This window comes from Paracoccus sp. ME4 (assembly GCF_046736325.1).
In the GTDB taxonomy this organism is placed as follows: domain Bacteria; phylum Pseudomonadota; class Alphaproteobacteria; order Rhodobacterales; family Rhodobacteraceae; genus Paracoccus.
Genome location: NZ_CP151277.1, coordinates 136,058 through 161,356, shown reverse-complemented (window position 1 = coordinate 161,356; position 25,299 = coordinate 136,058). Strand labels below are relative to the sequence as shown.

The window sequence follows — 25,299 nt, the reverse complement described above, 5'->3', positions numbered from 1 at the left end:
AGCCCCGAACGGATCCACCCCCGGAGCTCACGACCCGCCCGACATCCCGCACTGCCACGTAACCGGATGGTCCGGCATGGGCCCCGTAATCCGCCGCCCGCGGTGGGATGCTGGTGTCAGCATCCGAAAAAATCGGCTTGCCGATGTCGCGGACATGTCCGGGATCCGGGTTGTCCTGCGGCGCGGATGCGCAGCCGGTCATCGCGACCATGATGAGGATTGCGATTGCAGCGTGGCGGGTCCCGTTTCTGCTCATGGATGCCATATCAGGGGCCCTCGATGGCGGGATCGGAGGCGGAAATGTCTTCGTCCGGGACATTCACCTCGACCCAGGCGCGCAATGCGGCGCCCTTGTCCTCGAAGGACAGCCGCGGCTCCATGAAGCAGCCGTAATCGTCCGTGGTCTCTTCCAGGTAGGCCTTCATGGAGAGGGCTTCCGGATCGTGATGCTCGACCAGCGCGGCCAGGATCTCGTTCAGCGCGTAGCCGGAGCGGCTGTCCGTATGAGCCTCAAGGACCGCGTCACGCACCACCTCCGGATCCACCAGGAGCAATGCCCTACGGATGTCCGTCTCCACCCGGTGGCTGTCTGCGGACGTGCCGATGCGCATGATGACCGGCTCACCCGGCGTGATGTGGCGATCGGTGTCCGTTGCAGGTCCGTCGGTCATGGGATTTCCTCGATGCTACCTTCCGAGAATGATACCGGAGCCGCGAGAAACAGCCAAACCATAAAGGATACGCATTTTCGCATATCGCGAGCGAGCCGCACCCATCAGCCCGGGCGGCCCGCCGTGCTCATGCGCCCCTCATCGCCATGGCCTCTCTCAGCTCCGGATACATGACCCAGCGACCGATGCCATCCGGGTCGGAGGGGGTCGGGCGCCAGAAGGCCAGGACGCCCGTGGGCCCTTCATGCTGCGTGCTCTCGAAGATCGGGACATCGATGCCGATCGCCTCCGCGATCAGACGGCCGGCCTTACCGTAATGCAGATTGGCGGAACTCGCATCGACATACCCGCCGGCGCGCGCCAGCTCGGTCGCGGTCATGCCTTCGTCCCCGGCCCTGGCATGCGCCTCGAGGATCTGCATCTGCGCCTTTCCGAGGCCGGCCATGCCGATCACCCCGGCATACTCCCGAGGCGATGGGACATTGAAATCCATCCCCTCGTCGTAGCGCCGCGCCTCCCTGAAGCCGCGCTCGCGTGCGTCGATCGCGTCCCGCGCCGCGAGAATGACCGCCTCCATGGTGTCGCCCGTGGCCTCGGCGACATGGCCGGTTCCGGCCGGCGCAATGATGAGGAACGCGCGCGATTTCCAGGTCCCCGAGATCTGCATCGCGCGGATGATGTAGCGGCCGTGCGTCACGGTCGTGGCGGATGACTTGGGTGGCATGCTCGGCTCTCTTCGTGATTTCGCGATCAGGAAAACATGGGGAGATGGCCGTGGCAATACGGGCGTGCGTTAAAAGCTTACCGGATGCGAAAAAATTGATGATTTTCGCATGTTGATGCGATGATTCCGGAAACCTTCAGGAGAATGCCACCCATGAGCATGAGCATCATCGACCAACGTTGGGCAGAAGCGGGCCGCATCTGGAACGAGCAGCAATTCGATCTTCGGGTCGAGGCCGTCAACGGATGGGAGACGGACGGGTTCGACCGCATGAGCCGCACCTGCTTCATGGATGTCGGCGCCGACACCACGGAGGCGATGGTCTATGCCATCAACTTCATCCCCGGCACGGCCGACCTCTCCGGAGACCCTGAGTTCGCCGAACCGGACTGGCAGGGCCCCGAGCCCGAGGAGACTGCGGTCTTCGGCTATTCGATCAATCTCGACGAGCGCGGCCAGTTCTACGCGGATGTTCGGGACACGGAAGGCAACAGCATCTTCGAGATCAAAACCCCGGAGGAGGGCGGAGATCCGGGGTTCGAGGATCTGGGCATGCGTCACAAGGACGACCTCTCCGGGCTGAGGGATCATCTGGTCTCCCTGGGCGTGCTGGAAAGGGATGCGGAGCTGCTTCCACTGGCGGAGTTCGAGCGACGGATCGAACCGGAAGATGACAGCCTCGGGATGGGGATGTGAACCACGATACCCGAATGGCGGGGCATGGGATGCCCATGCCCGCCGCTCGGGTTCGCCTCAGGCGGACAGCTCCGCTGAAGCCGCGGCTGCAGCTTTCCGCGACTTGTATTTACGATCGAAGCTCGCGAGCTTCGCGGTGTCGAAGCCGGCCGGCGAGCTGCGCATGCGGCCCTCTGCCAGAAAGAGCGTCAGCGCCCGGTCCCGATCGATGATCGCCATCGACTTGTCGTCGCGGGCCGGGCCCCAGCCCAGGCGAAGCAGGAAGTTCAGCATCGCATCCGGATCCACCCCCGCATCCCGGTAGGAGAGCAGGCTCGCGGCGTCGTCGCGCTTCGACATCTTCTTGCCGTCCAGCATGATCAGCCCAAGATGCGCGAAGTCCGGCATCGGGGCGTCAAGCGCGCAATAGATGGCGCTGTGCCGGAATGTGTTCGTGTGATGGTCGATCCCGCGGATCACCAGGTTCACCCCGCTGTCGATATCGTCGACCACGGAGGCGAAATGGTAGACCGGCATGCCGTCCGCCTTGATCAGGACCTGCCCGGAGGCCAGGTCGTGGTTCTTCGGGCCGGGGGCCTGCGTGCCGCCGATCAGGTCCGTCCAGGACGCGGCGAGGCCATTCCGCATGACGATCCCGCCATTCTCGGCGATGATGGCCTTGCCGTCCCGGATCAGGGCATCCGCAACCTCCCGGTAGCGCGCCAGCCGATCGGACTGCCGGAACATGTCGTCATGGTCCAGGCCGAGCCAGTCCATGCACTCGAGGATCACCCGCACCGAGTCCTCGTTGTTCCGTGCCAGGTCCGTGTCGTCGATCCGGAGGATGAAGCGGCCGCCGCTGGCACGAGCCGCCAGCCAGTTGAAATAGGCGGTCCGGGCCGTGCCGAGATGAAAGTCGCCCGTCGGAGAGGGCGCGATGCGGGTAGTGAAGCGCTTGGTCATGGTCTGTCCCTCAGACGTGGATGCGATGGCGATTGCGCTCCAGGTCTTCGTGGAGCGCTACGCGGGATACGCAATAGCTGGGCACCCGCCTTGCGGCCTCGGCAGCGAGCTCCGGGTAACGGTCGCGGACCGCCCTGTAGGCGTCCCGCAGTTCGGGGGTCAGGGAGCTGGCCACATGCAGAACCGTGGGGAAGTAATCCCCGGAGGCCGGATCGAAGAAGTTCACCGCGTGCTCGCGATCCCTCTCCCGCGCATGGGCCAGCTTGGCCTCCACCCATTCCGTCTCCTCGCCCCTGGATGGGTAGCGGGGCGGGGCAGGGAGACGCTTCTTCCGGAACCTTTCGAAGAAGGCCTTCAGCATGCGGTCGCTCCTTCGGTGCTGGTCAGGTAGGAAGGGGCGCAGTCTCCGGCTCGAGCCGATCCGGAAGCTCTTCCTTATCGTAGAGCCCGCAGCCGGGAAGCGGGGCATCCCGTTCCGGATATTCGGACCCGTAGGCATCCGTGAAACGGTATCCGGCAGCGTCCAGGATCATCCCGAACCAGGGTCGGTCCGTCAGGGCGGCCCGGACGGAAAGCTTCTCGTCCCGGATGGCATCGAGTTCCGCAGCCGACACCCGTCCGGCCGAATATCTGAGCCCGTCCGGCCCCATGCTCGAGCAGTTCGCCAGCCAGTGGTCCTTCCCGTCGTGCAGGGCGACGATCAGCGGGCCGTCGAACTCGTAGAGGACCTCCACCTCGGTCAGCGCCGGCATGACATCCGGAACCGCCCCGATGATGTAATCGATCCCGGTTCCCGGATCCGCCATGTGGTCATCGACGAGGCTGTCTCCGGATGCCGCGCCGAAGCGAAGCCCGTCCTTCCCGGAAAGGATCTGGACCCAGGGCCGATCCTTGCAGACCCCGTAGAGAGAGACCCGGTTCTCGCGAAGCATCAGAAGCTCGATCTCCGTGATCCGGGTCGCCACGTAGTCCAGCTCCGGACCGTCATCGTCGATCAGGTTCGCCAGGAGCGGGCCCTCATCCGTATCGACCGCAAGGACGAGGTCGTAACGCATGACGTTCTGCACAACGTCCCGAAGGACGGGAATTCCTTTATTCATGTGCTGCGGCCTCCATGCCGCGTAAGACATCTGGTCCCGGATCCCGGGACGAAATTGGCAGTGCCTGCGGGACTTGAACCCGGCATTTGCGCCTTGAGAGGGCGCCGTCCTGACCTTTAGACGAAGGCACCATGGGTGTCTGGTATCCGCAACGGGACTCGAACCCGTGTCTGCAGGGTGAAAACCTGCTGTTCTGACCGACTGAACTATGCGGACATGCTGGGGGCCATCTTCTCCGATCAGGCCCGGGCATTAAAAAACCCGCCTCGGAGGGGCGGGTGTCGGGCATCGGTCGCGATACGGAATGATCCGCGCGCTACTCGATGCCCAACTGTTCCTGTTCGCGACGCATGGTCGGTATTCCTTTATCTGTTGTTGCAAGCCTAACCCTTTCGCAGATGTAAGGTCAACAAAAAATATTCGCATAAGTGAAAAATATATTTGACCTTCGAGGCAACATGCGCGACCATCTCCCCACAACCGGAGAAAAGCCATGTTCACGCGACGACTTCCACAGGCCCATCAGGCGCGCTGAAACCCCCGAAGCCATCCGGATCAATGGATCCGGACGTGAAGTCGAACACACGCAAGACATGGAGGCCAAGATGGCCGAGAATTCCGGAATCTCCTGGACTGACAACACCTTCAACCCGTGGATCGGATGCACCAAGGTGTCCCCGGCCTGCGACAACTGCTACGCGGAGACCTGGGACAACAGGTTCGGCGGCGAGCGGTGGGGCGCGCGGGCCGCGCGGACCCGGACCGGCGTCAAGAACTGGAACCGGGTCCTGAGATGGAACCGGGATGCCGAGGCATCCGGCCGGAAGACCGTGGTCTTCTGCGCCTCCCTGGCGGACGTCTTCGACAACCACAGATCCATCATGCCGGAATGGCGGGAAGACCTGTGGCGGTTGATCGGATCGACCCCGAACCTGGCCTGGATGCTGCTGACCAAGCGGCCGCAGAACATCGCCAGATACCTGCCGTCCGACTGGGGCGATGCGGGCTACCCGAACGTGGCCTTGGGCGCCTCCGTCGAGAACATGACCGAAGCCGCAAGGCGGGTCCCGGCCTTGCTGTCGGTCCCGGCCGCTGGGCGGTTCCTGTCCATGGAGCCGCTGGTCGAGAAGGTCATCCTGCCTGAAGACGCCCTGGGCACGGGCAGGATCGACTACATCATCGCCGGCGGCGAGTCCGGGACCGGCGCCAGGCCGGCGGATCCGGACTGGTTCCGGAGCGCCAGGGATCAGGCCGCGAAATCCGGTATCGCCTTTCACTTCAAGCAGTGGGGCGAGTTCGATGCCGCCGGCGATCGGGTCGGGGTCGATGCGGCCGGCAGCCTGCTGGACGGAATGGCCTGGACGGACAGGCTGCCGATCGCGGCATGAGACGGCGCGCGCCGCGATCCCGTGGCGCGCGCCTTCCGGCTTTGTGCGCCGAACCTCGCGACCTCTCTTTAGAACCGGCACGCCAGTCGGGACAACGGGAGGTGGAAAACAGGATTTAACCCGCTACCGATCAGTGCTACTCGGCCCCGGACCGTTTGCATGGAGCTGTAGGGTGCCGGGAAAGGGCTCGGATGTATTTTCCGAACGTATGAAGATGACGCGGGACGCGGCATCGGGAACCGGAAAGCCGCGCCCGGTGCGCGTGCAGGCCGAAGCCAAGCCCAAGCCGGAAACGAAGCGAACCCCTCGGATCTCCGCCGCCCCCGCCAAGAAGAACATCCTGGACGACTGGCTGGACGATCACTCCTATTCCGAGGAGGCGGTGCGCTCACACGACACCGAACTCGTCTGCGAAGTCCCGGACTTCCGCCTTCCCGGAACTCCGGGGAAGGCGATCAATGCGAGCTTTCCCGACATCGCGGCCAAGCTCGCCGCGGGCGGCATCGACGTCCGGCTGCTCTGCCGCCTTCCCGAATGCCTCCATCCCAAGGGGTTCTCCGGATCCCGCTTCCATGTGCTCTGCGATGACCTTCCGCTGAAGGAGCTTGTCCGGGCCTTCGGCATCGGCCAGGCCGAACTGGAGCGCGAGAGCGGGTTGAGCCCGACCGAGATCGCGATCTCGCTCAAGGCGCCGGCGCGCCTGCCACGGCTTAGGGCGATCGCCGAGGCCATCGACGTCCGGATCGAGTTCCTCGTCACCAGACCTCGCCACGAGCCGGTGATCCATAGCCGGCTGGAGCTTCTGGACATGCGAGCCCCACCGACGTCCGGATGCGCGGCCGTGCTCTGGCCAGGCGCCGAGCTGGCATCACGCCTCAGCGCACAGGGTTTTACGCGGAGCGTGCGGTTGTCGGCCGAAATGCTGGGGCTTGCGGATGATGGGGATTGGCGGCCGGAAACGCTCTGCGGCGTGGATCGGGCTATACGTCCACTCGGTGCCGAACTGCTGATCGCGGTTCTCGACCACAGGGCCGGTTGGCTCCTGAGCAACCATCAGATGTCGTCGCAGACGCTTCCGGCACTGATCGGGTCCGGTCCGGACCTGGCAGGCAGGCTGCTTCCTTCGCTCCCGCTTCCGGAGGATCTGGGGCTCGCAGCAATGAACGCGGCACTCAACAGGTGCGGCATTACGCACCGCTTCCTGTTGCGGGACATCAAGAGCGGCAGCGTGGAGATCTTCGACGACGGCCCCGTTGCGACGGCTTCCCAGTTCCGGGAACTGGCCCGGCGTAGGGCACAGTGCGACCCGGCTTGACCGCCTTCGGCCGGTGCGATATTCGCATGAATGAAGACCGCTGGCGGCGGTTCGGATTGACCATCACATGAGGACACCGCCATGCCGACGATCTTCGCGCTGAACAAGCCGCTCCCGGACAACATCCTCGCTGCTGTGAATCGTCTTCCGCCCGGCATGGGGGGCGTCCTCATGCTGGGCATGGGCCTCATCGTGATGCGGCTGGAGCGGCCTACCAGGCGCGAGCTGAAGGAGTTCTCCGGGCCCGCCACGATCAGGATCGGTGACTTCGGCTCGTTCATGATGATCAGCCCGAAGTTCCCGACCTTCTCGTTCGATCTGATCTGGTCGCCGGAGATCGCGGACACGTCGGGCGAGGACCTCCTCGACCCGATCCCGGAAGGGGATCGGGTTGTTCTCTCCATGGTCCTCGTCGATGAAGGCGGGATCGTGCGCAGGATCCGGACCGGATCGATCGGCCCGAAGGCCTCAGTTCGGCTGATCCGGACGCAGAACGACCTCATGGAGCGACCGATCATTCCCGGAAAGGTCCAGAGGGACCTGGAGGGCCTCTTCCGACTTTACCCGTCCGGTATCCCGGACGATGCCTTCCAAGCCAGGTCCGGGATCGGCGCCTGATCAGCCGGCCATCCGGAGCCTGGGCCTGAGAAGCTCCGCCAGGAGGCCTCCGAGGATCAGGTCGAATGCATCCCGGTCCTGCTTAGACAGGCCGCCTCCGGAGAGGCCCCGGTCTATCCGGTCGGCAATGCCGGCGAGCCGGTTGCGGACCTGCTCCATGCGCCAGTCGCCATCCGCATCCGGGAAGCGGGCCTCCATCTCCTGGAGACGGAGGTCGAGGTTCCTCGCGCGGGATTCCCGGAAGGCGAAATCCGAGAGTTCCAGCAGGATGAGGCGATTGTCTCCGGTGGGCACGAAATCCTCCGTCGACCGGATGAGCGCGGTCGCAACCGGATCCGGCCTTGGAAGGCGGCAGGCCAGCCACTCGGCGGAGCCCCGCACCGGCGCCTCGCCCACCACGATCGCCGATCTGGCCAGGATGGCCCGGTCGAGCGACCTGTCGTAGTCGAACCGGAAGATGTTTGCCGCGGCACTGTGAAGATGTGCCACCCTTTCGAAGGAATGATGCACCCGCCAGGCTTCCCGCTCATATGCGCGCCTGGCCATGTTCCAGATCGCCGTCTTTTCGAGACGGCTCCAGCCGGTGTTCATCAGTTCGTCTCCGGGATTGTCGGTATCAGACGGTCGATGCGGCGATGCGCTCCAGCTCGGCTCGCTCCTCGGCATCACGCTCCGCCATGACCGCGGCGACGCCGGCCGGGGTGATGCGCCAGGTGGTGGCCTTGCCCAGAACCAGGTCGGTGCGCTCGACGAGGTCGTTCTTCTCGAGCGCCTTCAGGATGCTGGTAGCCCACTCCTTCTGCAGCTTGGTCGTGGTGGCGATTTCGGCGAATTCCGGGATGGTGAGATAGGCGCCGGGCGCGATGGTGCGCATCATGCGGTTCAGGACAAGCCGCTGGTTGGGGGAAAGCTTTGCAATCATGGGTCAGAACTCCGCATAGAGGCCTCTATCGTTCATCAGTGATGATATGCGAAAACGGGATTCAATGAAACTGGGGACGTGTCGCTTCCTGTGGAGAACGTGAACCCCGCGGCATGCATCAGATGGACAGGCCGGCGAGATATTGATCGAGGGCCGCCATGCGTGGCTCGATCTCGGCAAGCAACGCGTCGATGGTGCGAATGCGGTCCTCCCGCGCGGCGATGTCGCCTGAAAACCGCCCATGCTCAGCGGTGCTGCCGTCCAGGACGGCAAGGAGCCCCGCGAGGCGCGCCTGGTCATTCGCGGCCGTCTCGCGTTCCTGGATCAGGTCGAGCCGTTCGGCCTCGATGGCCTGCTGTGACCGCCGGACATCCAGAGCCGCATCCAGCCAGGCCGCGGTCGCTGGCTCGATATTCGGGCGCTCGAGCCAGCGGATCAGCAACGGTCCATCCACCTCCTGCAGCGGCACGAGCCGGCGTGCGGGGTTTTCCGCTCGAACCATGATGGTGGCGGATCCGCCCGGAGCGAGTTCCATGGATTTTTCCACCGCTCCGTTTCCATGAACGCCCTCGACCAGCTGCCCGGGCGTGGGCGTGGCCCCATCGATGGTGATGTTCCATCCCTCCACGACCGGATGCCGGACCGTGACGGCGTGCTCCGCTGCGCCCTTTGCCAGGATCGCATAGGCGGTCTCGACGATCTGCAGATCCTCGACCAGCACCCCCTCCTCGGATACCCGCAGAGACAGGCCGCTGACATCCCGGCGCACCGTTTCGGTGACCTCGACCATCGGCTCCTGGCCATAGATGAGTTCCGTCGCCTCTCCGGGGGCCATCATCGGCACGTGGCTGTCTCCGACATATCCGGATGATGCGTCGCGCATGGTCATGATGCCGGCCGGAACCCGCACGGGAAGCGTGTTCGTGAGCTCCAGGATCCGATCGGGATGCCCCGCAAGGTCGTGATCATGCCCGCCGGCCCAGACCAGGTGGCTCCGGGCGTCGAAGTCGCCGGTGACCAGGGGCAGGGAGAGCACATCGCCCGCGGCCAGGTCCACCGGCTCGCGGAAGCTGAACCGTGCATCGATCCCTTCCTGGACCTCGTTTCCTGCAGGCGGAAGGGAAGCCAGGGGCATCGCCATTGCGGTCATTTCCATGTCGGCCGCAGCCATGAAGGCCTGTGACTTTCCACGGGCAAATCCGATGACCGGATCCGCGGTCTCCCGACGCCCCCACCGGGTCGCATAGAGGTCGGCAGCGATCGCGCGTGGCGCTCCGGAGCTCAGCGTCAGCTCGACATCCGTCCAGTCTGACGATGTGGCGTTTCGTATCACGGCCCAGGCCTCGATCCTGGCATTTCCGTCGGCGCCGGTTTCCGCGCGCCAGGACGTCGACCAGACTGGAGAGGAGATCACGAAGCTGGCCCGGACCTCACCGGGAGCGCCGCTGGTCTCGATCTCGATGCCGCGCTGCTCCGAGCCCTTGCGGACATCTGCGGCGCGCAACGCGGTGCGGGCAAGACCATCGGCTGCGGCCCTGTTCTGAGGGACGATCTCGAGAGAATCCGTGATCGGGACGGATACGAGCGCGCCGTCGGAGGTCCGCATCACCGTTACGATCCTTCCGCATCGATCGTTGCCGCAGTCGACGGAATCCCCGACCCGGAGGATCGTGCCGGTCAGCTTCCGTGCAGGAAGGGTCACGATCTCTCCCGTGAGCGCCTCGAGCACGGCGTCGGCTCCCCCGGACAGGTCGAGCGGCGACGCGGGGCGATCTCCGGACGGCAGGGAGATACGGACGCCCTCGAGACCCTCTCCGCGCAGGATGAGCGACTTCAGGACGTCATCGACATCCCGCAGGTCGACCTGGAGCGTCGAGGCATCATTCCCGGGCAGGACGAACCCAAGCTCGGCGAGCCCGGTCTCGTAAAGGGTCACGGAGCGTATCGGGCCCGCTGCTGTCGGACCGGCGAGGGCGATGGACGCAATGGTCGGCAGCAGGACGAAAAGCTTCATATCAAGTTCCGGATCTGTTATGGATCCATTATTCGCATAAATGCGCCCGTGACGCACGATTTTTCGGTTAAACCAGGCTCGAACCCTGGGCCGTGTGACGACAATCTCCCTGTGACGTCACTGGGCGTTACGCGTAACATGTTGAATAGAATTACTTCCTTGGATCTGTAACGCCGTCACGACCGAAACGCCGGAGCGGTGTATATGCGTGCGTGCCTGTATGCGTCCGCGTATATATACCTCTTTCTTCCTGTATCATTGTTACAAATATAGTTTTAGTTAGCAGAATCAGAATGATGCCCCGTCACACAGCTCGTGACGACGGCGTTACGGTGTAACGGCGATCCGCGGTTCTTCTTTTCATCGCATTCACATATGCTCGGCCGCGGCAGAATGGAGCATGCGGATGATTTCGATCGATGAGAAAGATGTGCGGGGGGCGGATTACGTCTATGCGGCAACGGTCGTGACCCAGCATGGCGAGAGCGACCTCTTCGTCGCCGCCGAAGGGATCCCGGTGATCGAGGTTCGTCTCGAATGCGATGCTGCGGGCAACATGGCCTTCACCGCGGCCGGTTTCGTGAATCAGGGCAGTCCCGATCTCGACATCAGATCGGACGACGGCAGCGCGCTGGGTGCCGAGGCGCTTGAGGCGCTGGCAAATGAGTTGATCGAACATGACGTCGCGCGTGGTCTCGAATATGCCTATGGCAGGGATCGGAGCGTTGACGGAGATGGCCACCCGGTCGTCATGGGCGGCTGGGTCAACAGGTCCGTGCTCGACGAGGAGGTCATCGCGCGGCTTGGCGAAAATTCCGAACTTTCTCCCGCCTGACGTGTCAACCGGGCTTTACGGCTAGGGTCTTCCGGTCTAGTATGCGAAAAAGTATTACTGGACCGGAAGATCATGAACCAGCTCACCGACGATTTCCATCGTCCCCGGAAGGTGCCGGGCTTCGTCTCTCACCGGATGGCCCGGGGCCGCATGGACCTGGAGATCCATGCCGGGGTTCTGTCCGAGGACGAACTCTTCGTCATGGCGGAGCGCGAAAATCCGAAGCGCGGCTTCCTTTTCGTCTCGAAGGTCTTGGGCAGGCACATCCCGGTCACGGCGGCCCGGCATCGCCGCATCCTCCAGCTGCTGGCAGGCATGGCCCGTCCTCATATCGCGCCGGAAGGCGGCGTCCTGGTCATGGGTTACGCCGAAACCGCCGTTGGCCTGGGTGCCGGCATCCACGACGCGCTGGTCGATCTGCTGCCGGGAGACGCCTCTATGGGCTATCTGCCCACGACGCGTCATCCGCAGGGCAGGGCGGTCTGGTTCGAATTCAGCGAGGATCACTCGCATGCCACCGGCCATCATGTCCTCGTCCCTTCCGATCCGGCGTTGGCGCTGATCGCGGAGCGGGCCCGCACCCTCGTCCTGGTCGATGACGAAGTCACCACCGGAAAGACCTTCCTGAACCTGATCCGTGCGGCGGTTGCCGCAGGCCGATCCTTCGACCGCATCGTTCTGGTCACCCTGACCGACTGGTCGAACGGCCGGGTCGCCGGCACGATCCGCGACGAGTTGGGGCCGGGAACAGATGTGCGCATCGTCAGCCTGATGCGGGGCACCTGGTCCTGGACGCCCACCGCGGACGCGGCCGCAGCCACCATTCCGGTTCTCGAGGGGTCCGGTCCGGCCGGATCGATCGCGTCTGACGCCGGTGCGTGGCGTGGCGGCATTGCCGGGCGCACCGAGAGCCTGCTCGATCCGATCCGGCATATGGTGGAGCCGAGCTGGTCGCGCCATCGCGGTGCGCTGGTGATCGGCACCGGCGAATATGTCTGGCAGGCTTTCCGGCTGGCAGAGGACCTGCAGGCACTCGGCATCGATGCGAGCTTCATCGCCACCACCCGTTCTCCCATCCTCGGCGGTGGTCCCATCGTCCACAAAGCCACATTCCGGGATCATTACGGGATTGGGGTTCCGATGTATCTGCACAACGTGTATCCCGAGGACTGGGGGCAGATCATCCTTTTGGGCGAAGGGGATGCAATGGATGCGCTGGACCCGGTGCTGACTGATTACATTCGAAACTTCATTTTGATTTCGCACAACGGCGAGGTCACCAAATACCTTGAAGGGGAGCCCCGGGCATGAAGCCGGTCATCTACACCGATCTCGACGATACCCTGTTCACCACCCTGAAGAGCTATCGCGACGTCGATCAATCATCGCTCCTGCGCGTGACCACGGCAAAGAACGGAAATCACAGCTTCATGTGCGGCCATCGCCAGTCCATCCTGAACTGGATCGAGGCCGGCGCCACCCTGATCCCGGTGACCGCACGCAGCCTGGATGCCTATAATCGCGTCACGCTCTCGGCGGTCCGCTTCGTCGACGGCGCGGTGCTCAACAACGGCGCCCTGATCCTCAATCCGGACGGAAGCGAGGACATGAGCTGGTCCGAGACGGTTCAGGGATACTGCGCCCATGCCACTCCGGTCCTGCTGAGGCTGATCGAGGCTCTCGAGGAAGCGCCCTGCGATATCCGCATCCATCGTCACATGCATGGCGACGTGATGTTGGGGATGACAGTGAAGTCCAACGACGAGTCCGAGAAGGGCGTCCTGCTGAACCTCGGACTGGCCGAGGCGCTCGTCCAGCAACGCAATCCGCGGGGTCGGGTCGTCACCCACCGCAACGGCAACAACCTGGCATTCGTCCCGAGCGGGGTCTCGAAGAAGAGCGCGGTCGCCTACCTCATGGAGAACCGCTCCGATCTGGCCGGCCGTCCGAGCATCGGCGCGGGCGACAGCCTCGCGGATCTGCCGTTCATGAGCCTGTGCGACATGCTCTTGGTCCCGGCCCGCACCCAGACCGCCACGAAGCTCCTGGCCTGAGAAAGGGCATCGACATGAAGGATATTCCGCATGACCACACGTCGTTCTCCGGAAGCTATGCCCAGGGCGACATCGACTTTCTCCTGAAGGAGGTGCAGATCCAGGCGACCGGCATCGACGAGAAGGAGAGCGCCATCCAGTCCGGGGCGCGGCACTATTCCGAGATGATCTCGGACGAGGCCCGGCCGGACGAGCTCTACATGCTGATCTTCGGGCAGGCCTGGGCCGCGGGGGCCGATCGCATCGCGCGCGAGGTCAATGCGATCGCCGATGCGATCGTCGAGCGGATCGCGGCGGGCAAGCTCTGCGAACAGGTGACGCTCTGCTCACTGGTCCGCGCCGGTGCGCCCCTGGGCGTCCTTCTCAACCGCGCGCTGAAGGACCGGCATGTCGATGTGGCCCATTTCGGGATCTCCATCATCCGCGACAAAGGCCTTGACGCGAACGCGATGCGCCATGTCATGGAGCGACGGCCGGCCGAGGGCATCCTCTTCATCGATGGCTGGACGGGCAAGGGCGCCATCGCCAAAGAGCTGCACCGCAGCTGGATGCCGATGAGCGGTCTCGACCCCTTCCTGATCGTGCTGGCGGATCCCTGTGGCATGGCCGACCTGGCCGGTTCACATGAGGACTGGCTGATCCCTTCGGGGATCCTCGGTGCAAACGTCTCCGGGCTGATCTCGCGTTCCATCCTGAATGCGGATGTCATCGGTCCGGACGACTTCCACGGCTATATCCCGGTTACCCACCTGGCCGACATCGACTGCTCCGCTGCATTCGTCGACAAGATCCACGACCGCATGAAGACATGCGAAAAGGTGAAGCCTGTTGGGCATGTCATCGAGCCAGGCGCCAGCCTGAGGCTTCGCAGGCAGTCCTTCGAAACGGTCCAGTCGCTGATGGAGCTGTTCGAGACCACCAACAGCAATCGGATCAAGCCGGGGATCGCGGAGGCGACCCGCGCGGTCCTGCGCCGCAAGCCGCATCATGTGCTGCTGTCGAGCCGGGACGACGAGGACCTCGCGGCGCTGATCCACCTGTGCGTGGGGCAGGGCGTCGAGTGGTCCGTGCGTCCCGATCTCACCGGCCCCTATCGGGCAATCACCATCATCGAGAAGGTGTCCTGACATGAAAGACCTGATGCTCGAGACGGCGCAGGGACTCGGCGCCACCCTCTACATGCCGGCGATCAATCCGCATGCCCGGCGCGTCTTCGGCGGGGAGGACCTCTACGGTGCCGGGTCCGTCGTGATCTGCCTCGAGGATGCGCTGCACGAGAACGACGTGGAGCGCGGCCTGGCCGGGCTGCGGACCATGCTCATCGAGCGCAAGGCGGCCGGCACCCACGCCGCGCAGCGCACCATGGTCTTCATCCGCCCGCGCAACCTGGCCATGGCCCATGTCATCGCCGAGATGGACGGTCTCGAAACGATCTCGGGCATGATCGTGCCCAAGATGTCGGTCATCAACGGGCCGGGCTGGTTCGAGCTGGCCTGCGACCACCGCCTGACCCTCATGCCGACCTTCGAGACGGCCGAATACTTCGACCCCGGCTACGTTGCCGAAGCGGTCCGCATGCTCGATGCACAGTCCCGTGGCATGGCCCTGGCGATCCGGTTGGGCGGGAACGACCTGCTCAACGCGATGTCGCTGCGCCGCGCGCCCCGCATCATCTCCCACGAGGGTCCGCTCGGCTTCGTGCTGGGCATGATGGGCTCGCAGCTGATGGCGGCCGGGTATGCGGTCGCGGCGCCGGTCTTCGACATCATCCACGACACGTGCACGCTGGAGCGCGAGGTCGGAATGGACGTCCTCCGGGGATTCGTGGGGAAGACCGCCATCCATCCCTGCCAGATCCCCATCATCCATGAAGCGCTCCGGGTGTCGGCACATGACCTCGAGATGGCGGATGCCATCCTGGACAGCCGTGCAGAGGCGGTGTTCCAGATCCGCGGCGTGATGTGCGAGCCTGCCACCCACAGGGGATGGGCTCGGCGCATCCAGGCCCGCGCGACCCGTTGGGGCGTCGCCATGTCCGCACACCATGAGCACGCCCAGGGCACCGTTTCGGCAGCGATGCCGCGGGCATCGGCGGGATTGCTGCACACAGCATAATCTTTTTCGCATACGCACTTGCGCACCAATGCGAAAAAAACTATTATCGAACCATTCTGCAAACAAGAGGTAATGAATGACCATCTCTCTGACCAAGGGCTCGACGCTGTCGCTGGCAAAGAACGCCGGACTCGACAAGGTCGTCATGGGTCTCGGCTGGGACGCGGCCAAGTCGGGCGGGCTGATGGGCCGCCTGTTCGGTGGTGGCGGCGGCGGCGGCGCAATCGATCTCGATGCCTCCGTCCTGGTCTATGATGGCACGGGCGCCATTCTGGATACCGTCTGGTTCCGCCAGCTGCGCGGCATGGGCGGCGCAATCCGCCATTCGGGCGACAATCGGACCGGCGACGGCGACGGCGATGACGAAACGATCAGCGTCGACCTGGGCTCGCTGCCCGCCAATGTCGTCAGCCTGGTCTTCACCGTGAACAGCTTCAGCGGGCAGAACTTCAGCGCGGTCGACAATGCGGTCTGCCGGCTGGTCGACGCGCGCGACGGCAAGGAGCTGTGCCGCTACGTGCTGTCCGAGAAGGGTCGGCATACCGGCGTTTTCATGGCCGTCCTGACCCGCCGGAGCGGCTCGTGGGAGATCCGTGCGATCGGCGAGACGATGTCCGGCCGCACCGTCCAGGACATGGCCCGCGAAGCCATCCGTCACATCTGAGGAGAGAGCGACATGCTGAACTGGCTGAAAGACAAGGCGAACGTGGCGCGCGCCACCCTGGCCGCCGAGGTCTCGAACTATCGCAACCGCGAATTCATGGAGGCGGTGGTCGCGGCCTGCGCGCTGATCGCAAATGCCGACGGCAACGTCACCTCTGCCGAGAAGAAGAAGATGATCGGCTATGTCGGCAGCGCCGACGAGCTGAAGCACTTCAAGACCGATCAGGTCATCGGCTTCTTCCAGTCGATCCTGGGCAAGTTCGAGTTCGACGCCTCGATCGGCAAGGCGGAGGCACTGAAGGTCATCGGCCGCATCAAGGGCAAGGAAGAGCAGGCCCGCATGGTGGTCCGGGTGGCCTGTGTGATCGGGGCATCCGATGACGATTTCGATCAGGCCGAGCGCCAGGTGGTCCGCGAGATCTGCATCGATCTCGGCCTGAACCCGGCCGAATTCGACCTGTGACTGAACCGCCCGGCCCCTGGGAGGGTCGGGCAGATGATCTGCGAAAACGGAAACAAGGAAACATCGATGACCATTTCGCTCTCGAAAGGTGGGAATCTCTCCCTGAGCAAGCACGACCCTTCGCTGACCCAGCTGGTGGTCGGGCTGGGCTGGGATCCGCGGAGCACCGACGGACAGTCGTTCGATCTGGACGCCTCCATGTTCATGGTCACCGAGACCGGCAAGGTCCGCGGCGTCCACGACTTCATCTTCTACAAGCAGATGAACTCGCCCTGCGGCGCGATCGAGCATACCGGCGACAACCGCACCGGCGAGGGTGATGGCGACGACGAGGCGATCAACGTCTCGCTGCTGAAGGTCCCGGCCGACATCACCCGCCTGATCGTCACCGTGACGATCCACGAAGCCAAGAAGCGCGGGCAGTCCTTCGGGCAGGTCGGCGGCGCCTTCATCCGCATCGTGAACAGCACGACCGGTGCCGAGGTGGTCCGCTACGACCTGAGCGAGGACTACTCGACCGAGACCGCGATGATCTTCGGCGAACTCTACCGCCACAACGGCGAATGGAAATTCAAGGCTGTCGGTCAGGGCTATGCCGGTGGCCTGGTCGCAATGTGCCAGCAGTTCGGCATCGACGCCAGCGAGTAATCCGCGGGGGCCGGGCCTCCGGCCCTTCGCCACGACCACATCGACAATCCGTGTATAGAGGAAAAATCACATGGCAGTTTCGCTTTCCAAGGGCGGCAACGTCTCGCTGACCAAAGCGGCCCCCGGCCTGGCATCGGTCCTGATCGGCCTGGGCTGGGACGCGCGCGTCACCGACGGCAAGCCCTTCGACCTGGACGCCTCGGTCTTCATCTGCGGCGATGACGGCAAGGTGCTGTCGGACGCGGACTTCGTCTACTTCAAGAACAAGGTGGCACAGGACGGCGCCGTCGAGCACCAGGGCGACAACCTGACCGGCGAGGGCGATGGTGACGACGAGACCGTGAAGGTCGATCTGAACGCGCTGCCCGAGACCGTGAAGAAGCTGGTCTTCGCGGTGACGATCTACGAGGCGGAAGAGCGCGGCCAGTCCTTCGGCCAGGTCTCGAATGCCTCGATCCGTGTCCTGAACCAGGACGGCGGCGTCGAGATCGCCCGTTACGACCTGTCCGAGGATGCCTCGACGGAAACCGCGATGATCTTCGGCGAACTCTATCGTCACGCCGGCGAGTGGAAGTTCAAGGCGATCGGCCAGGGCTTCGCAGGCGGGCTGGCGCCGCTGGCCATCGCCCATGGCGTCAACGTCGCCTGATCGGATCGGGCCCGCGATGCGGGCCCTTTTCCAGAAGGCCGGATACCGGCCTTCCGGAAAGGAATGATCACCGGGGCACCACGATGAAGCATCTCGCCATGGGCGCCAACATGGCCCTTGATAGGCATCACCTGACGGTCCGCATCTCGACGGGACCCGGGGCCGACATCTGCGTGCTCCAGACCTATGCCGACGGCAAGGTCCGTGGCGACGATGACATGTGCTTCTACAATCAGCCTGAGATCGCCGGCGGAGGCGTGGTGCTCAGCGCGGCTGATGGAACAGGCTGCGTGATCGGCTTCAAGCTCGAGCGGGTGGGGGAGGACGTCACGAAGCTGATCGTCGCCGTCACCCTGGACGGGGCGGGGCGAAGCTTCTCCCAACTGGCCGGAATGGGCCTGTCGGTCGATGGGCTGGCCATGTTCGACCTGCCCCTGGACGGACGCCAGGAGGCCGCCCTGATCCTCGCGGAGATCTATCGGCATAACGGCAACTGGAAGCTGCGCAACGTCTGCCAGGGCTTCAACGGCGGCCTGGGCGCCCTTGCGACCCATTTCGGGATCGAGGTTGCAGCGGAGGAGCCTGCCGCAGCTGCGGGGCCGAAGGTCACTCTGGAGAAGAAGCTGGTGAGCCTCGAGAAGGCCGCGCCCGAGCTGGTCTCGCTGGTCAAGAAGGCCGGCGTGTCGCTGGCCAAGAACAACGTGTCCCAGCCCCGTGCGAAGATGGTGCTGGCGCTCGACATCTCCGGGTCCATGTCCCGCCTCTACCGGAGCGGCAAGGTTGACACGCTCGTGCGGCGCGTCATGGCCATGGGATACGTCATGGATGACGACGGAGACATCGACGTCTTCCTCTTCGGCAGGGGCGCTTACCAATTCGGGTCGGTCGACGTCACGAACTATGCCCGGACCGTGGCGCGGGTCCTGAAGAAGCATCCGCTCGAGGGCGGCACCCGATACGGCGACATGATGGAGAAGATCCGAAAGCATTACGCGCGCAAGGGCCGCAATGATGAAAGCCTGCCGGTCTTCGTCATGTTCGTCACGGACGGCGGCACTGATGACAAGCGCAAGACCGAAGCTCAGCTGGTCGAGGCCTCCTACGAGCCGCTGTTCTGGAAGTTCATGGCCATACAGGAGGGCGGCGGCCGCTGGGACGCCCAGCGCTTCGACTTCCTCCAGAAGCTCGACGACCTCCCGGGCCGTCTGATCGACAACGCGGACGCCTTCTCCCTGTCGGACCCGGCCGCACCCTCGGATGAGGAGATGTTCGATCTGATGATGACCGAATACCAGGGCTGGCTTGCTGCCGCGCGCCGCGAGGGCCTCGTCACGGTCTGAGATCCGGCCATGGTATATCGGGCTCGCTCACGTTCGCCATGACCCGGGCGCTGCCGCCCGGGGTCGGTGCAAGATCGCAGCAAGGCGACTTCCGGCACGACCGCGAGAACTGATCGATGATTTTTCGGAGCAGCATCGGCGTCCAGCGCCGGCAGCGGTGCTTCGTCACCCAACTGAAAGGAGTCCGATCTTGAACACATCTGCCGTGCTGCAGCCGGGCGCGAACGCGCCGCTGGGCCAGACCACGCTCACCATCACGTTCCGCACCGGGCAGATCCCGGGTGCGGAGGTCGATCTGTCCGCCTTCCTGGTGGCCGCCGACGGGAAGGTTCGCGGCGACGGGGACATGTGCTTCTACGGGCAACCCGCGGTGGAGGCGGGGGCGGTCGCCCTGGTCGGAAGCGCCGCGGGAGAGGCTGCCTTCGGCCTGGACCTGGCTCGGCTGCCGATGGCCGTCACCAAGGTGGTGTTCGCGGCTACGATCCATGAGAACAGGGCGACCTTCTCGGCATTGCGCGAGCTTCGCTACCAGATCTCCGGATCGGGTCCCGGCGGCGTGATCCCCTGCGCGGGACGCAGCGAGACCGCGATGCTGCTTGCCGAGGTCTACCGCCACAACGGGGCCTGGAAGGTCCGCACGATCGGACAGGGCTTTAACGGGGGTTTGAAGGCCCTCGCTACCCATCTGGGGGTCGCGATCAAGGAGCCGGCGCCAGCGCCCATTCCCGCAGCACCCCCCGCTCCGAAGCCCGCCCCGAAGCCTTCCGCCCCCGTGTCACTGACAAAGATCAGCCTGACCAAGCAGAGCGGCAGCGTCTCCCTGAAGAAGAGCGGCTCGAGCTTCGGCAAGATCCGGGTCAATCTCAACTGGAACCAGCGCCCGGCCGGTGGCGGCGGGCTCCTGGGCGGGCTGATGGGGCCGAAGCAGCTCGACCTGGACCTCGGATGCTTCATCGAGGACCGTCACGGCAACATGACCTGCGTCCAGGCGCTGGGGAACACCTTCGGCGACTACGAATACTTCCCCTATGCCAGGCTGCGTGGGGACGACCGCACCGGGGCGGTGCGCGACGGTGAATGGCTCGACATCAACGGGGCGATGTGGCCGGAGTTCAACCGTATCCTGATCTTCGCCTTCATCTACGCCGGCGCGCCCAACTGGCAGCAGACCGACGGGGTCGTGCGGGTGCTGATCCCGGACCAGCCGGAGGTCGAGGTTCGCATGAACGAGTTCGGATCCAGCAAGGGCATGTGCGCGGTCGCGTCGATCGAGAACGATGGCGGGCAGATGCGGCTGAACCGCGAGGTGCGCTTCTTCAACGGTCACCGCGACATGGACCGCCACTATGGCTGGGGCATGAACTGGATCGCCGGTTCGAAGTGACGCCGTGACATGGCAGGCGGCCGTGGACCCGAAAGGGGTTTGCGGCCGTTGTCGTTTCGCATAATATGCGAAAAACCGAGTGATTAGGCAGATTTCACGATGGATTACACGGTTCTCGACCAGAAGACGACCAACGGCGGGCGCATCGAAGTCGTCGAATACGGCCCGTTGGCCGGATCTTCAGATGCGCGGACGGCGGAGAAGCTGTTCTTTCTGCGCGAGGCGCGGATGTCGCTGAAGTCGCTCCGCATCACCCTCAACCGCGGAAGGTGCCGCATCGAGCCCGGTGCGCTCTATCACATGCAGGGCAAGCTCGAGATGCGCACCTCCACCGGAGGCGGGCTCATCAGCGCGGTGGCACGTCGTGTCGCCTCCGGCGAGAGCCTCTTCGTCAACGAGGTCGAAGGCAGCGGCGAGCTGCTTCTGGAGCCCACCTTCGGACATTTCATCCTGGCAGAGATCGACGGGGATGAGGGGCTGATCGTCGACAAGGGCATGTTCTACGCGGCCATCGGAGACATCGATGTCGGCGTGTTTCGAAACCGCGGGACCGGGATGGCCGCCGGAGAGGGTCTCTTCCAGACGAAGCTCACCGGGAAGGGGCTCGTCGCCCTCTATTCTCCGGTCCCCATGACGGAGATCTCCGAGGCCCGGATCACGCCGGAGGACCCGCTCTTCGTCGATGGAAACTTCGCCCTCATGCGCACCACCGGCGTCGCCTTCACGCTGAGACGCTCCTCGAAATCCTGGTTCTCCACCGCGCAGTCGGGCGAGGGGCTGCTCCAGACCTTCACCGGCAGCGGCACGGTGTGGTTCGCACCGACTCAGCATGTCTACGAGATGCTCTCGAGCCCGATCGGGCTCGTCGAGCTGTCCCGCGCGACCGGAAACAGGTCGAACATGGTCGGGAGGGCATCGTGATGAGTAGCGGAATTCCTCCCGGCTCCGGCCCGGATCCGGACGATCGCGGACGGCGGGACATGCGCGAGGACCGCTTCCTCCTGGGGGCACTCCTGGCCGTGCTGGTCTTCGTCTTCGGCCTTGTCATGTTCATCGTCCAGTGGATCGTCTCCGTCTTCGGCGCGGGACCGGATCTGCTCGGCCCGGCCGCGTCGATCCTGCTCGGCATCGCCGTCTCCCTCCTGGTCATCTGCGTCCTGGCCTTGTTCTCGGGCGATGGGCTGATCGGCGAGTTGCCAACCGCGCTCTCGGGCTTCGTGATGCTCAGCGTGGGCTTCTCGGCCCTTGCGCTCATCATGCTCTGACACGGCGATGGAAGAGGCGCTGCGCGAGATCTCCGGCGGGGTGGGGGCGATCGTCCTGATCGTCTTCGTCCTGACGGCCCGGTTTCGCCCCCGCCGCGCGGCCCCGGGGCGCGCAAGGCGCGACATGGAGGCGGAGCTGCTGGCATCCACGCAGGAGCAGAACCGCATCCTGCGGGAACTGCTCAACGAACGCCGTCGCGCGGGCGGCCAAGGAGCAGGGGGCGATGACGGGGAGCTGCCGCTCCTGATCCCTCACTGGCGCCCGACGCCCGACCAGGAAGCCAGGATGATCCTCGGCCTGCCGATCGAGGGGCCGATCAGCAGGTCTCAGGTCAAGAAGGCCTACAAGACCGCGGTCCGTGCCGCGCACCCCGACCAGGGGGGAAGCGCGGAGGCGTTTCGGAAAGTCCGCAACGCGTATGAATTTTTTGGAATCTAGGAAGGAAGCAGTGATGATGAAGACGATGATGGCCTGCACCGCGATCGCCCTTGGGCTCGCCACGATGCCGGCCGCGGCCCAGGACGAGGAGTTCGGCGCCAAGGTGCGCGATTACCTGATGGCCAACCCGGCCGTGGTTGTCGAGGCACTCCAGGCTTATGATGCGCAGGAGAAGCAGGCGGCCTACGATCGCAGCCTTGCCGCGGTGAACGAGGTCCGTGACGCGATCGCCTCGGATCCGGACAGCCCGCGCCTCGGGGCGATCGGCGCCGAGGCGACGGTGATCGTGGAGTTCGCCGACTACCGCTGCCCGCATTGCCGCCGGGCCAACGAGGCGATGCGGTCGGTCCTTGCGGACAGGCCGGACGTGCAGCTGATCGTGCGCGAATTCCCGGTCCTGGGCGAGCAGTCGGTCTTGGCCGCCCAGCTGGCGCTCGGGGTGAACGCACTTCACGGCCCCGATGCCTACCGTGAGCTGCACGACCAGCTCTTCGATATCGGCGGTCAGGTCGATGCGGCCTGGATCCGCGACTACGCGGGTGTGAAGGGCTGGAATCTGGCAGAGCTGGAGGAATCCATGAAGTCGGATGCGGTCCTTGCGGAGATCAGCCAGACGGAGGCGCTGGCGCGCGCGATCGGGATCCAGGGGACGCCCTATTTCATCATCGGCGACACGCTGGCACCGGGTGCGCTGACGCCTGAGCAGATCCTGGGCGTTCTCGATGCAGAGGCTGCGGGGAAATGAGCCGACGGGCCCCCGCAGCACATTGCGGGGGCCTTGGGAGATTTCACACGCCGAAGGCGGTGGTCGGCGTATCCGGATCGAAATCGAAGCTGATTCCGCCCAGTGCCCTCCGGATCTGCTCCGCCACCGGATAAGCATAGCTCTGCAGCTGCACCGTTCCGCGCATGACCGGCGCCAGGAACGCCGAACCCTTTTCGGATACCTGGATCTCGAGGCTCGAGAAGAGCTCCGACTCCGTGACCGGGTTGGTGTTGACGGCGCATATGACCGCACCCATCGCCACGGCGGTTATGGTGGCCTTCTTGCCAATCTGTGCCTTGAGCAGGCCCTCGGGATGGCGCATGCCGGTCGACGTCTGTATCAGGTAGTTGGCGGTCTTGAAGGTGTGGACCAAGGCGCCCAGCAGAGAGAAGCCGAAGGCTATGAGCGGTATGTATGCGATCCGTATCGCCTCGACGCCCTCGTCGTAGCGCGCTCCGCCACGGGCGAAGTCCTCGACGGGCGCGATGTAGAGCCCCTTCCGGTCGGCCACGACCGCCGTGAGCCAAGGATCGTAGATCCGCCGCCAGGCCTCCTCGGATTCCAGGTTGAAGATCAGGCGGGCCTCCGGGCCGGCACCGGTTATGGCGCGCCAGTGATCCTGAAGTTCAGGGCTGTCCAGGAACTCCTGCGTCGACATTCCGGGCTTCACGCGACCGGTGAAGTCGTATCGAGGGACCCCGCCCGCGTATGGCCTGCTGAACAGCCGGGACATGGCATCGTCATAGGCCCGTTCTATCCGGCCCCCGAATGCCTCCTCAGCGGCGGCATAGAAGCCGGCCCGGTCACGGAGATCCCAGTTGCCAGGGATCGGAATGCCGCGGTTCTGGATGCCCCTGACGACCTGGCGGCGATAGGAGCGGGGCAGGGTATCGGGCGTGTAGCGCCCGAGGCTGTTGCGGTATTGCCGGTAGGACGTCCGGACCTGCTCATCGGCCTTCCGCATGCCTCGGGCGCGCTCCTCCGATGCAGCCATGTAGGTGTCATGCATGCTTTCGATGACCGGAAGCGATGGGACATATCTGTCCTCGTAGAAGGCCTTGAAGCCACCGATCATTGCATCTGTCCGGCTCCGCAGGATCTTGTCCAGTTCGGAGGAGGTCCGCGCCGACAGGTCGTCGACCGAAAGGGCCATTGCGGGCAGCAGGGCAAGGAAGGTCTTCAGCTCCGGACTGTCGCGCCCGACCTGATCCATGTCGATCCCCTCGAGCACCGCCTCGGCGTTCTGGACGCCGGATGCGACCAGAGACAGGGTCGAGGCGGCCTGCTTCTGCTCAGGGCTCGAGGCGTGGGATATGCCCTGGAGAATGGCCTCCTGGACGAAATAGCTGAAAGCGCAGCATGCGATGGCGCTGCCGATGAAGAGCGCGGCGCGCTGCCAGATATCCAGCCATGCACGCCGGCGCATGGCCGGCAGCAGGATGACGCCCCAGACGACCAGGGTCAGGGCGATGCCGGATATGATCCGGCCCGCGACCTCGATGGGGTGGATGACGTCCGGGTCCGTTGTCGTGGAGACCACATCGAGAAGGCGTGCCCCGAAGGCCACCTCGAAGAGCAGATAGATTCCGGTAACGATCGCCATCCAGAGGGTTTCCCTCCGGCTTGGCCCATTTTCGAGCTTTTCCCTGAAACGGTGCGTTCCGCGCAATGACCTCGGCAGGTCCGCGGCCGTGATGTGATAGGGATCCGGATGGCCTGCGGCGTCTTCGCCGAAGAGCCGCCCCGATATGATCCGAGATTCCGCGTCCGCGAGAAGGCCCAGCTTCCGTTCCAGGCGCCGGAACATCAGCGCAGGTCGATCACGGCCGGTCCGGATGCAGCGCCGCCGCCGCCGGTGAAGGTCAGGTCCGTCCGCGCGCGCAGGCCGGCGGGCTTCGACGGGACGGCCGGTGCCGGGACATTGCTGACGACGACCGGCTTGGTTGGCGTGACCGAACGGGTCGCAGGGGCGGCCGCACGGGTAGTCGTCGCCGCGGTGCTGACGGGTCGGGACTCGACAGGCGCCGGAGCTGCGGCGGTCTGAGGTTGCATCGGCATCGGCGCCGTGCAGGCGCTTGCGAGCAAAGGCAGGAGCAGGAAAACGATCTTGTGCATGAAATGACCCATGAATTATTCGGATATCTTTTATCCGAAATGCTGCAACGTCTCCAGTGAAAACAGCCGCAATGGTGCAGCCTCGCCCATTGCGAATAGGTAGACTTGTTACATAATCGCTATTATATGCATGTCAGCTTCGGCCCCCAACTCGCGAACGAGGCGGCCGAAAA

The 25,299-nt window shown here is 64.6% G+C and carries 29 protein-coding genes and 2 tRNA genes; 19 read left to right on the top strand and 12 right to left on the bottom strand.

Annotation, left to right across the window (positions count from 1 at the left end; all coding sequences use genetic code 11):
* Nucleotides 1–266: 266 nt before the first annotated feature.
* Together AACG61_RS16390 and AACG61_RS16385 are read right to left on the bottom strand one after the other, a co-directional pair.
* Complete coding sequence (locus AACG61_RS16390) at nt 267–671, bottom strand: hypothetical protein (protein WP_411840032.1); 405 nt, start codon at nt 669–671, stop codon at nt 267–269.
* 127 nt (nt 672–798) lie between these two features.
* Nucleotides 799–1,368 (bottom strand): hypothetical protein, encoded by a 570-nt coding sequence (locus AACG61_RS16385; RefSeq protein WP_411840031.1) that lies wholly within the window; start codon nt 1,366–1,368, stop codon nt 799–801.
* Between the two features lie 186 nt (nt 1,369–1,554).
* Here AACG61_RS16385 and AACG61_RS16380 point away from each other — a divergent pair, with 186 nt between their 5' ends.
* Entirely contained in the window at nt 1,555–2,091 is a 537-nt protein-coding gene (locus tag AACG61_RS16380; protein ID WP_411840030.1) for a hypothetical protein, read from the top strand.
* Between the two features lie 57 nt (nt 2,092–2,148).
* On the opposite strand, the gene AACG61_RS16375 is transcribed toward AACG61_RS16380, so the two are convergent.
* The 5 genes from AACG61_RS16375 to AACG61_RS16355 all read right to left on the bottom strand — a co-directional run bounded on the left by AACG61_RS16375 (nt 2,149) and on the right by AACG61_RS16355 (nt 4,349).
* Nucleotides 2,149–3,033 carry a glutamate--tRNA ligase gene (locus AACG61_RS16375; protein WP_411840029.1) on the bottom strand — a complete coding sequence of 295 codons (885 nt, stop codon included), beginning with the start codon at nt 3,031–3,033 and terminating at the stop codon, nt 2,149–2,151.
* Nucleotides 3,034–3,043: 10 nt separating this feature from the next.
* Nucleotides 3,044–3,394 (bottom strand): hypothetical protein, encoded by a 351-nt coding sequence (locus AACG61_RS16370; RefSeq protein WP_411840028.1) that lies wholly within the window; start codon nt 3,392–3,394, stop codon nt 3,044–3,046.
* Nucleotides 3,395–3,416: 22 nt separating this feature from the next.
* Nucleotides 3,417–4,088: a hypothetical protein gene (locus AACG61_RS16365; RefSeq protein ID WP_411840027.1), complete on the bottom strand. Its 672-nt coding sequence runs from the start codon at nt 4,086–4,088 to the stop codon at nt 3,417–3,419.
* Between the two features lie 100 nt (nt 4,089–4,188).
* Nucleotides 4,189–4,264 (bottom strand) — tRNA-Glu (locus AACG61_RS16360).
* Nucleotides 4,265–4,273: 9 nt separating this feature from the next.
* A tRNA-Glu gene (locus tag AACG61_RS16355) sits at nt 4,274–4,349 on the bottom strand.
* 242 nt (nt 4,350–4,591) lie between these two features.
* Here AACG61_RS16355 and AACG61_RS16350 point away from each other — a divergent pair.
* The 3 genes from AACG61_RS16350 to AACG61_RS16340 all read left to right on the top strand — a co-directional run bounded on the left by AACG61_RS16350 (nt 4,592) and on the right by AACG61_RS16340 (nt 7,454).
* Nucleotides 4,592–5,521 (top strand): phage Gp37/Gp68 family protein, encoded by a 930-nt coding sequence (locus AACG61_RS16350; RefSeq protein ID WP_411840026.1) that lies wholly within the window; start codon nt 4,592–4,594, stop codon nt 5,519–5,521.
* A 214-nt stretch (nt 5,522–5,735) separates the two neighbouring features.
* Nucleotides 5,736–6,836 (top strand): helix-turn-helix domain-containing protein, encoded by a 1,101-nt coding sequence (locus AACG61_RS16345; protein ID WP_411840025.1) that lies wholly within the window; start codon nt 5,736–5,738, stop codon nt 6,834–6,836.
* A gap of 81 nt (nt 6,837–6,917) precedes the next feature.
* Nucleotides 6,918–7,454, top strand: a complete 537-nt coding sequence (locus AACG61_RS16340) for a hypothetical protein (protein WP_411840024.1) — start codon at nt 6,918–6,920, stop codon at nt 7,452–7,454.
* Here the strand turns inward: AACG61_RS16340 and AACG61_RS16335 are convergent, their stop codons facing one another.
* The 3 genes from AACG61_RS16335 to AACG61_RS16325 all read right to left on the bottom strand — a co-directional run bounded on the left by AACG61_RS16335 (nt 7,455) and on the right by AACG61_RS16325 (nt 10,390).
* Nucleotides 7,455–8,045, bottom strand: coding sequence for a hypothetical protein (locus tag AACG61_RS16335; RefSeq protein WP_411840023.1), 591 nt, complete (start codon nt 8,043–8,045; stop codon nt 7,455–7,457).
* A gap of 25 nt (nt 8,046–8,070) precedes the next feature.
* On the bottom strand, nt 8,071–8,376 hold the full coding sequence (locus AACG61_RS16330) for a hypothetical protein (protein WP_411840022.1): 306 nt from the start codon (nt 8,374–8,376) through the stop codon (nt 8,071–8,073).
* Nucleotides 8,377–8,494: 118 nt separating this feature from the next.
* Nucleotides 8,495–10,390 (bottom strand): DUF4139 domain-containing protein, encoded by a 1,896-nt coding sequence (locus tag AACG61_RS16325; protein WP_411840021.1) that lies wholly within the window; start codon nt 10,388–10,390, stop codon nt 8,495–8,497.
* 406 nt (nt 10,391–10,796) lie between these two features.
* Between AACG61_RS16325 and AACG61_RS16320 the strand changes: the two genes are divergently transcribed.
* The 15 genes from AACG61_RS16320 (at nt 10,797) to AACG61_RS16250 (ending at nt 22,990) form a co-directional block, all read left to right on the top strand.
* Complete coding sequence (locus AACG61_RS16320; RefSeq protein ID WP_411840020.1) at nt 10,797–11,225, top strand: hypothetical protein; 429 nt, start codon at nt 10,797–10,799, stop codon at nt 11,223–11,225.
* A gap of 72 nt (nt 11,226–11,297) precedes the next feature.
* Entirely contained in the window at nt 11,298–12,536 is a 1,239-nt protein-coding gene (locus tag AACG61_RS16315) for a phosphoribosyltransferase domain-containing protein (RefSeq protein ID WP_411840019.1), read from the top strand.
* Entirely contained in the window at nt 12,533–13,279 is a 747-nt protein-coding gene (locus tag AACG61_RS16310) for a hypothetical protein (protein ID WP_411840018.1), read from the top strand. The genes AACG61_RS16315 and AACG61_RS16310 overlap by 4 nt, the downstream gene beginning before the upstream one ends.
* Nucleotides 13,280–13,293: 14 nt before the next feature.
* Nucleotides 13,294–14,406, top strand: coding sequence for a cysteine protease StiP domain-containing protein (locus tag AACG61_RS16305; RefSeq protein WP_411840017.1), 1,113 nt, complete (start codon nt 13,294–13,296; stop codon nt 14,404–14,406).
* Nucleotide 14,407: 1 nt separating this feature from the next.
* Nucleotides 14,408–15,394, top strand: a complete 987-nt coding sequence (locus AACG61_RS16300) for an HpcH/HpaI aldolase/citrate lyase family protein (RefSeq protein ID WP_411840016.1) — start codon at nt 14,408–14,410, stop codon at nt 15,392–15,394.
* A gap of 76 nt (nt 15,395–15,470) precedes the next feature.
* Nucleotides 15,471–16,058 carry a TerD family protein gene (locus tag AACG61_RS16295; protein WP_411840015.1) on the top strand — a complete coding sequence of 196 codons (588 nt, stop codon included), beginning with the start codon at nt 15,471–15,473 and terminating at the stop codon, nt 16,056–16,058.
* 12 nt (nt 16,059–16,070) lie between these two features.
* The gene (locus tag AACG61_RS16290; protein WP_411840014.1) at nt 16,071–16,520 is read left to right on the top strand and encodes a tellurite resistance TerB family protein; all 450 of its coding nucleotides are present in this window, start codon (nt 16,071–16,073) and stop codon (nt 16,518–16,520) included.
* A 66-nt stretch (nt 16,521–16,586) separates the two neighbouring features.
* A complete protein-coding gene (locus AACG61_RS16285; RefSeq protein ID WP_411840013.1) occupies nt 16,587–17,168 on the top strand; it encodes a TerD family protein in 582 nt (193 codons plus the stop codon).
* Nucleotides 17,169–17,238: 70 nt separating this feature from the next.
* Nucleotides 17,239–17,817 (top strand): TerD family protein, encoded by a 579-nt coding sequence (locus tag AACG61_RS16280; protein ID WP_411840012.1) that lies wholly within the window; start codon nt 17,239–17,241, stop codon nt 17,815–17,817.
* A gap of 83 nt (nt 17,818–17,900) precedes the next feature.
* Complete coding sequence (locus AACG61_RS16275; RefSeq protein WP_411840011.1) at nt 17,901–19,157, top strand: VWA domain-containing protein; 1,257 nt, start codon at nt 17,901–17,903, stop codon at nt 19,155–19,157.
* A gap of 205 nt (nt 19,158–19,362) precedes the next feature.
* Nucleotides 19,363–20,541, top strand: coding sequence for a TerD family protein (locus AACG61_RS16270; RefSeq protein WP_411840010.1), 1,179 nt, complete (start codon nt 19,363–19,365; stop codon nt 20,539–20,541).
* Between the two features lie 99 nt (nt 20,542–20,640).
* The gene (locus AACG61_RS16265) at nt 20,641–21,462 is read left to right on the top strand and encodes an AIM24 family protein (RefSeq protein WP_411840009.1); all 822 of its coding nucleotides are present in this window, start codon (nt 20,641–20,643) and stop codon (nt 21,460–21,462) included.
* Nucleotides 21,463–21,521: 59 nt separating this feature from the next.
* Nucleotides 21,522–21,806 (top strand): hypothetical protein, encoded by a 285-nt coding sequence (locus AACG61_RS16260; protein WP_411840008.1) that lies wholly within the window; start codon nt 21,522–21,524, stop codon nt 21,804–21,806.
* Nucleotides 21,807–21,813: 7 nt separating this feature from the next.
* The gene (locus AACG61_RS16255; RefSeq protein ID WP_411840007.1) at nt 21,814–22,245 is read left to right on the top strand and encodes a J domain-containing protein; all 432 of its coding nucleotides are present in this window, start codon (nt 21,814–21,816) and stop codon (nt 22,243–22,245) included.
* A gap of 13 nt (nt 22,246–22,258) precedes the next feature.
* Nucleotides 22,259–22,990, top strand: a complete 732-nt coding sequence (locus AACG61_RS16250) for a DsbA family protein (RefSeq protein ID WP_411840006.1) — start codon at nt 22,259–22,261, stop codon at nt 22,988–22,990.
* 43 nt (nt 22,991–23,033) lie between these two features.
* On the opposite strand, the gene AACG61_RS16245 is transcribed toward AACG61_RS16250, so the two are convergent.
* Nucleotides 23,034–24,818 (bottom strand): hypothetical protein, encoded by a 1,785-nt coding sequence (locus AACG61_RS16245; RefSeq protein WP_411840005.1) that lies wholly within the window; start codon nt 24,816–24,818, stop codon nt 23,034–23,036.
* Complete coding sequence (locus AACG61_RS16240) at nt 24,818–25,126, bottom strand: hypothetical protein (RefSeq protein WP_411840004.1); 309 nt, start codon at nt 25,124–25,126, stop codon at nt 24,818–24,820. Before AACG61_RS16240 ends, AACG61_RS16245 begins: the two co-directional genes overlap by 1 nt.
* Between the last annotated feature and the right edge of the window lie 173 nt (nt 25,127–25,299).

Coding starts and splice junctions, on each gene's coding strand:
- AACG61_RS16370 (WP_411840028.1), bottom strand. CDS start 3,394: ATGCTGAAGGCCTTCTTCGAAAGGTTCCGGAAGAAGCGTCTCCCTGCC.
- AACG61_RS16365 (WP_411840027.1), bottom strand. CDS start 4,088: ATGCGTTACGACCTCGTCCTTGCGGTCGATACGGATGAGGGCCCGCTC.
- AACG61_RS16250 (WP_411840006.1), top strand. CDS start 22,259: ATGATGAAGACGATGATGGCCTGCACCGCGATCGCCCTTGGGCTCGCC.
- AACG61_RS16390 (WP_411840032.1), bottom strand. CDS start 671: ATGACCGACGGACCTGCAACGGACACCGATCGCCACATCACGCCGGGT.
- AACG61_RS16290 (WP_411840014.1), top strand. CDS start 16,071: ATGCTGAACTGGCTGAAAGACAAGGCGAACGTGGCGCGCGCCACCCTG.
- AACG61_RS16300 (WP_411840016.1), top strand. CDS start 14,408: ATGAAAGACCTGATGCTCGAGACGGCGCAGGGACTCGGCGCCACCCTC.
- AACG61_RS16380 (WP_411840030.1), top strand. CDS start 1,555: ATGAGCATCATCGACCAACGTTGGGCAGAAGCGGGCCGCATCTGGAAC.
- AACG61_RS16295 (WP_411840015.1), top strand. CDS start 15,471: ATGACCATCTCTCTGACCAAGGGCTCGACGCTGTCGCTGGCAAAGAAC.
- AACG61_RS16260 (WP_411840008.1), top strand. CDS start 21,522: ATGCGCGAGGACCGCTTCCTCCTGGGGGCACTCCTGGCCGTGCTGGTC.
- AACG61_RS16375 (WP_411840029.1), bottom strand. CDS start 3,033: ATGACCAAGCGCTTCACTACCCGCATCGCGCCCTCTCCGACGGGCGAC.
- AACG61_RS16255 (WP_411840007.1), top strand. CDS start 21,814: ATGGAAGAGGCGCTGCGCGAGATCTCCGGCGGGGTGGGGGCGATCGTC.
- AACG61_RS16340 (WP_411840024.1), top strand. CDS start 6,918: ATGCCGACGATCTTCGCGCTGAACAAGCCGCTCCCGGACAACATCCTC.
- AACG61_RS16345 (WP_411840025.1), top strand. CDS start 5,736: ATGACGCGGGACGCGGCATCGGGAACCGGAAAGCCGCGCCCGGTGCGC.
- AACG61_RS16350 (WP_411840026.1), top strand. CDS start 4,592: ATGCGCGACCATCTCCCCACAACCGGAGAAAAGCCATGTTCACGCGAC.
- AACG61_RS16315 (WP_411840019.1), top strand. CDS start 11,298: ATGAACCAGCTCACCGACGATTTCCATCGTCCCCGGAAGGTGCCGGGC.
- AACG61_RS16310 (WP_411840018.1), top strand. CDS start 12,533: ATGAAGCCGGTCATCTACACCGATCTCGACGATACCCTGTTCACCACC.
- AACG61_RS16245 (WP_411840005.1), bottom strand. CDS start 24,818: ATGTTCCGGCGCCTGGAACGGAAGCTGGGCCTTCTCGCGGACGCGGAA.
- AACG61_RS16280 (WP_411840012.1), top strand. CDS start 17,239: ATGGCAGTTTCGCTTTCCAAGGGCGGCAACGTCTCGCTGACCAAAGCG.
- AACG61_RS16265 (WP_411840009.1), top strand. CDS start 20,641: ATGGATTACACGGTTCTCGACCAGAAGACGACCAACGGCGGGCGCATC.
- AACG61_RS16285 (WP_411840013.1), top strand. CDS start 16,587: ATGACCATTTCGCTCTCGAAAGGTGGGAATCTCTCCCTGAGCAAGCAC.
- AACG61_RS16325 (WP_411840021.1), bottom strand. CDS start 10,390: ATGAAGCTTTTCGTCCTGCTGCCGACCATTGCGTCCATCGCCCTCGCC.
- AACG61_RS16335 (WP_411840023.1), bottom strand. CDS start 8,045: ATGAACACCGGCTGGAGCCGTCTCGAAAAGACGGCGATCTGGAACATG.
- AACG61_RS16275 (WP_411840011.1), top strand. CDS start 17,901: ATGAAGCATCTCGCCATGGGCGCCAACATGGCCCTTGATAGGCATCAC.
- AACG61_RS16320 (WP_411840020.1), top strand. CDS start 10,797: ATGATTTCGATCGATGAGAAAGATGTGCGGGGGGCGGATTACGTCTAT.
- AACG61_RS16240 (WP_411840004.1), bottom strand. CDS start 25,126: ATGCACAAGATCGTTTTCCTGCTCCTGCCTTTGCTCGCAAGCGCCTGC.
- AACG61_RS16305 (WP_411840017.1), top strand. CDS start 13,294: ATGAAGGATATTCCGCATGACCACACGTCGTTCTCCGGAAGCTATGCC.
- AACG61_RS16330 (WP_411840022.1), bottom strand. CDS start 8,376: ATGATTGCAAAGCTTTCCCCCAACCAGCGGCTTGTCCTGAACCGCATG.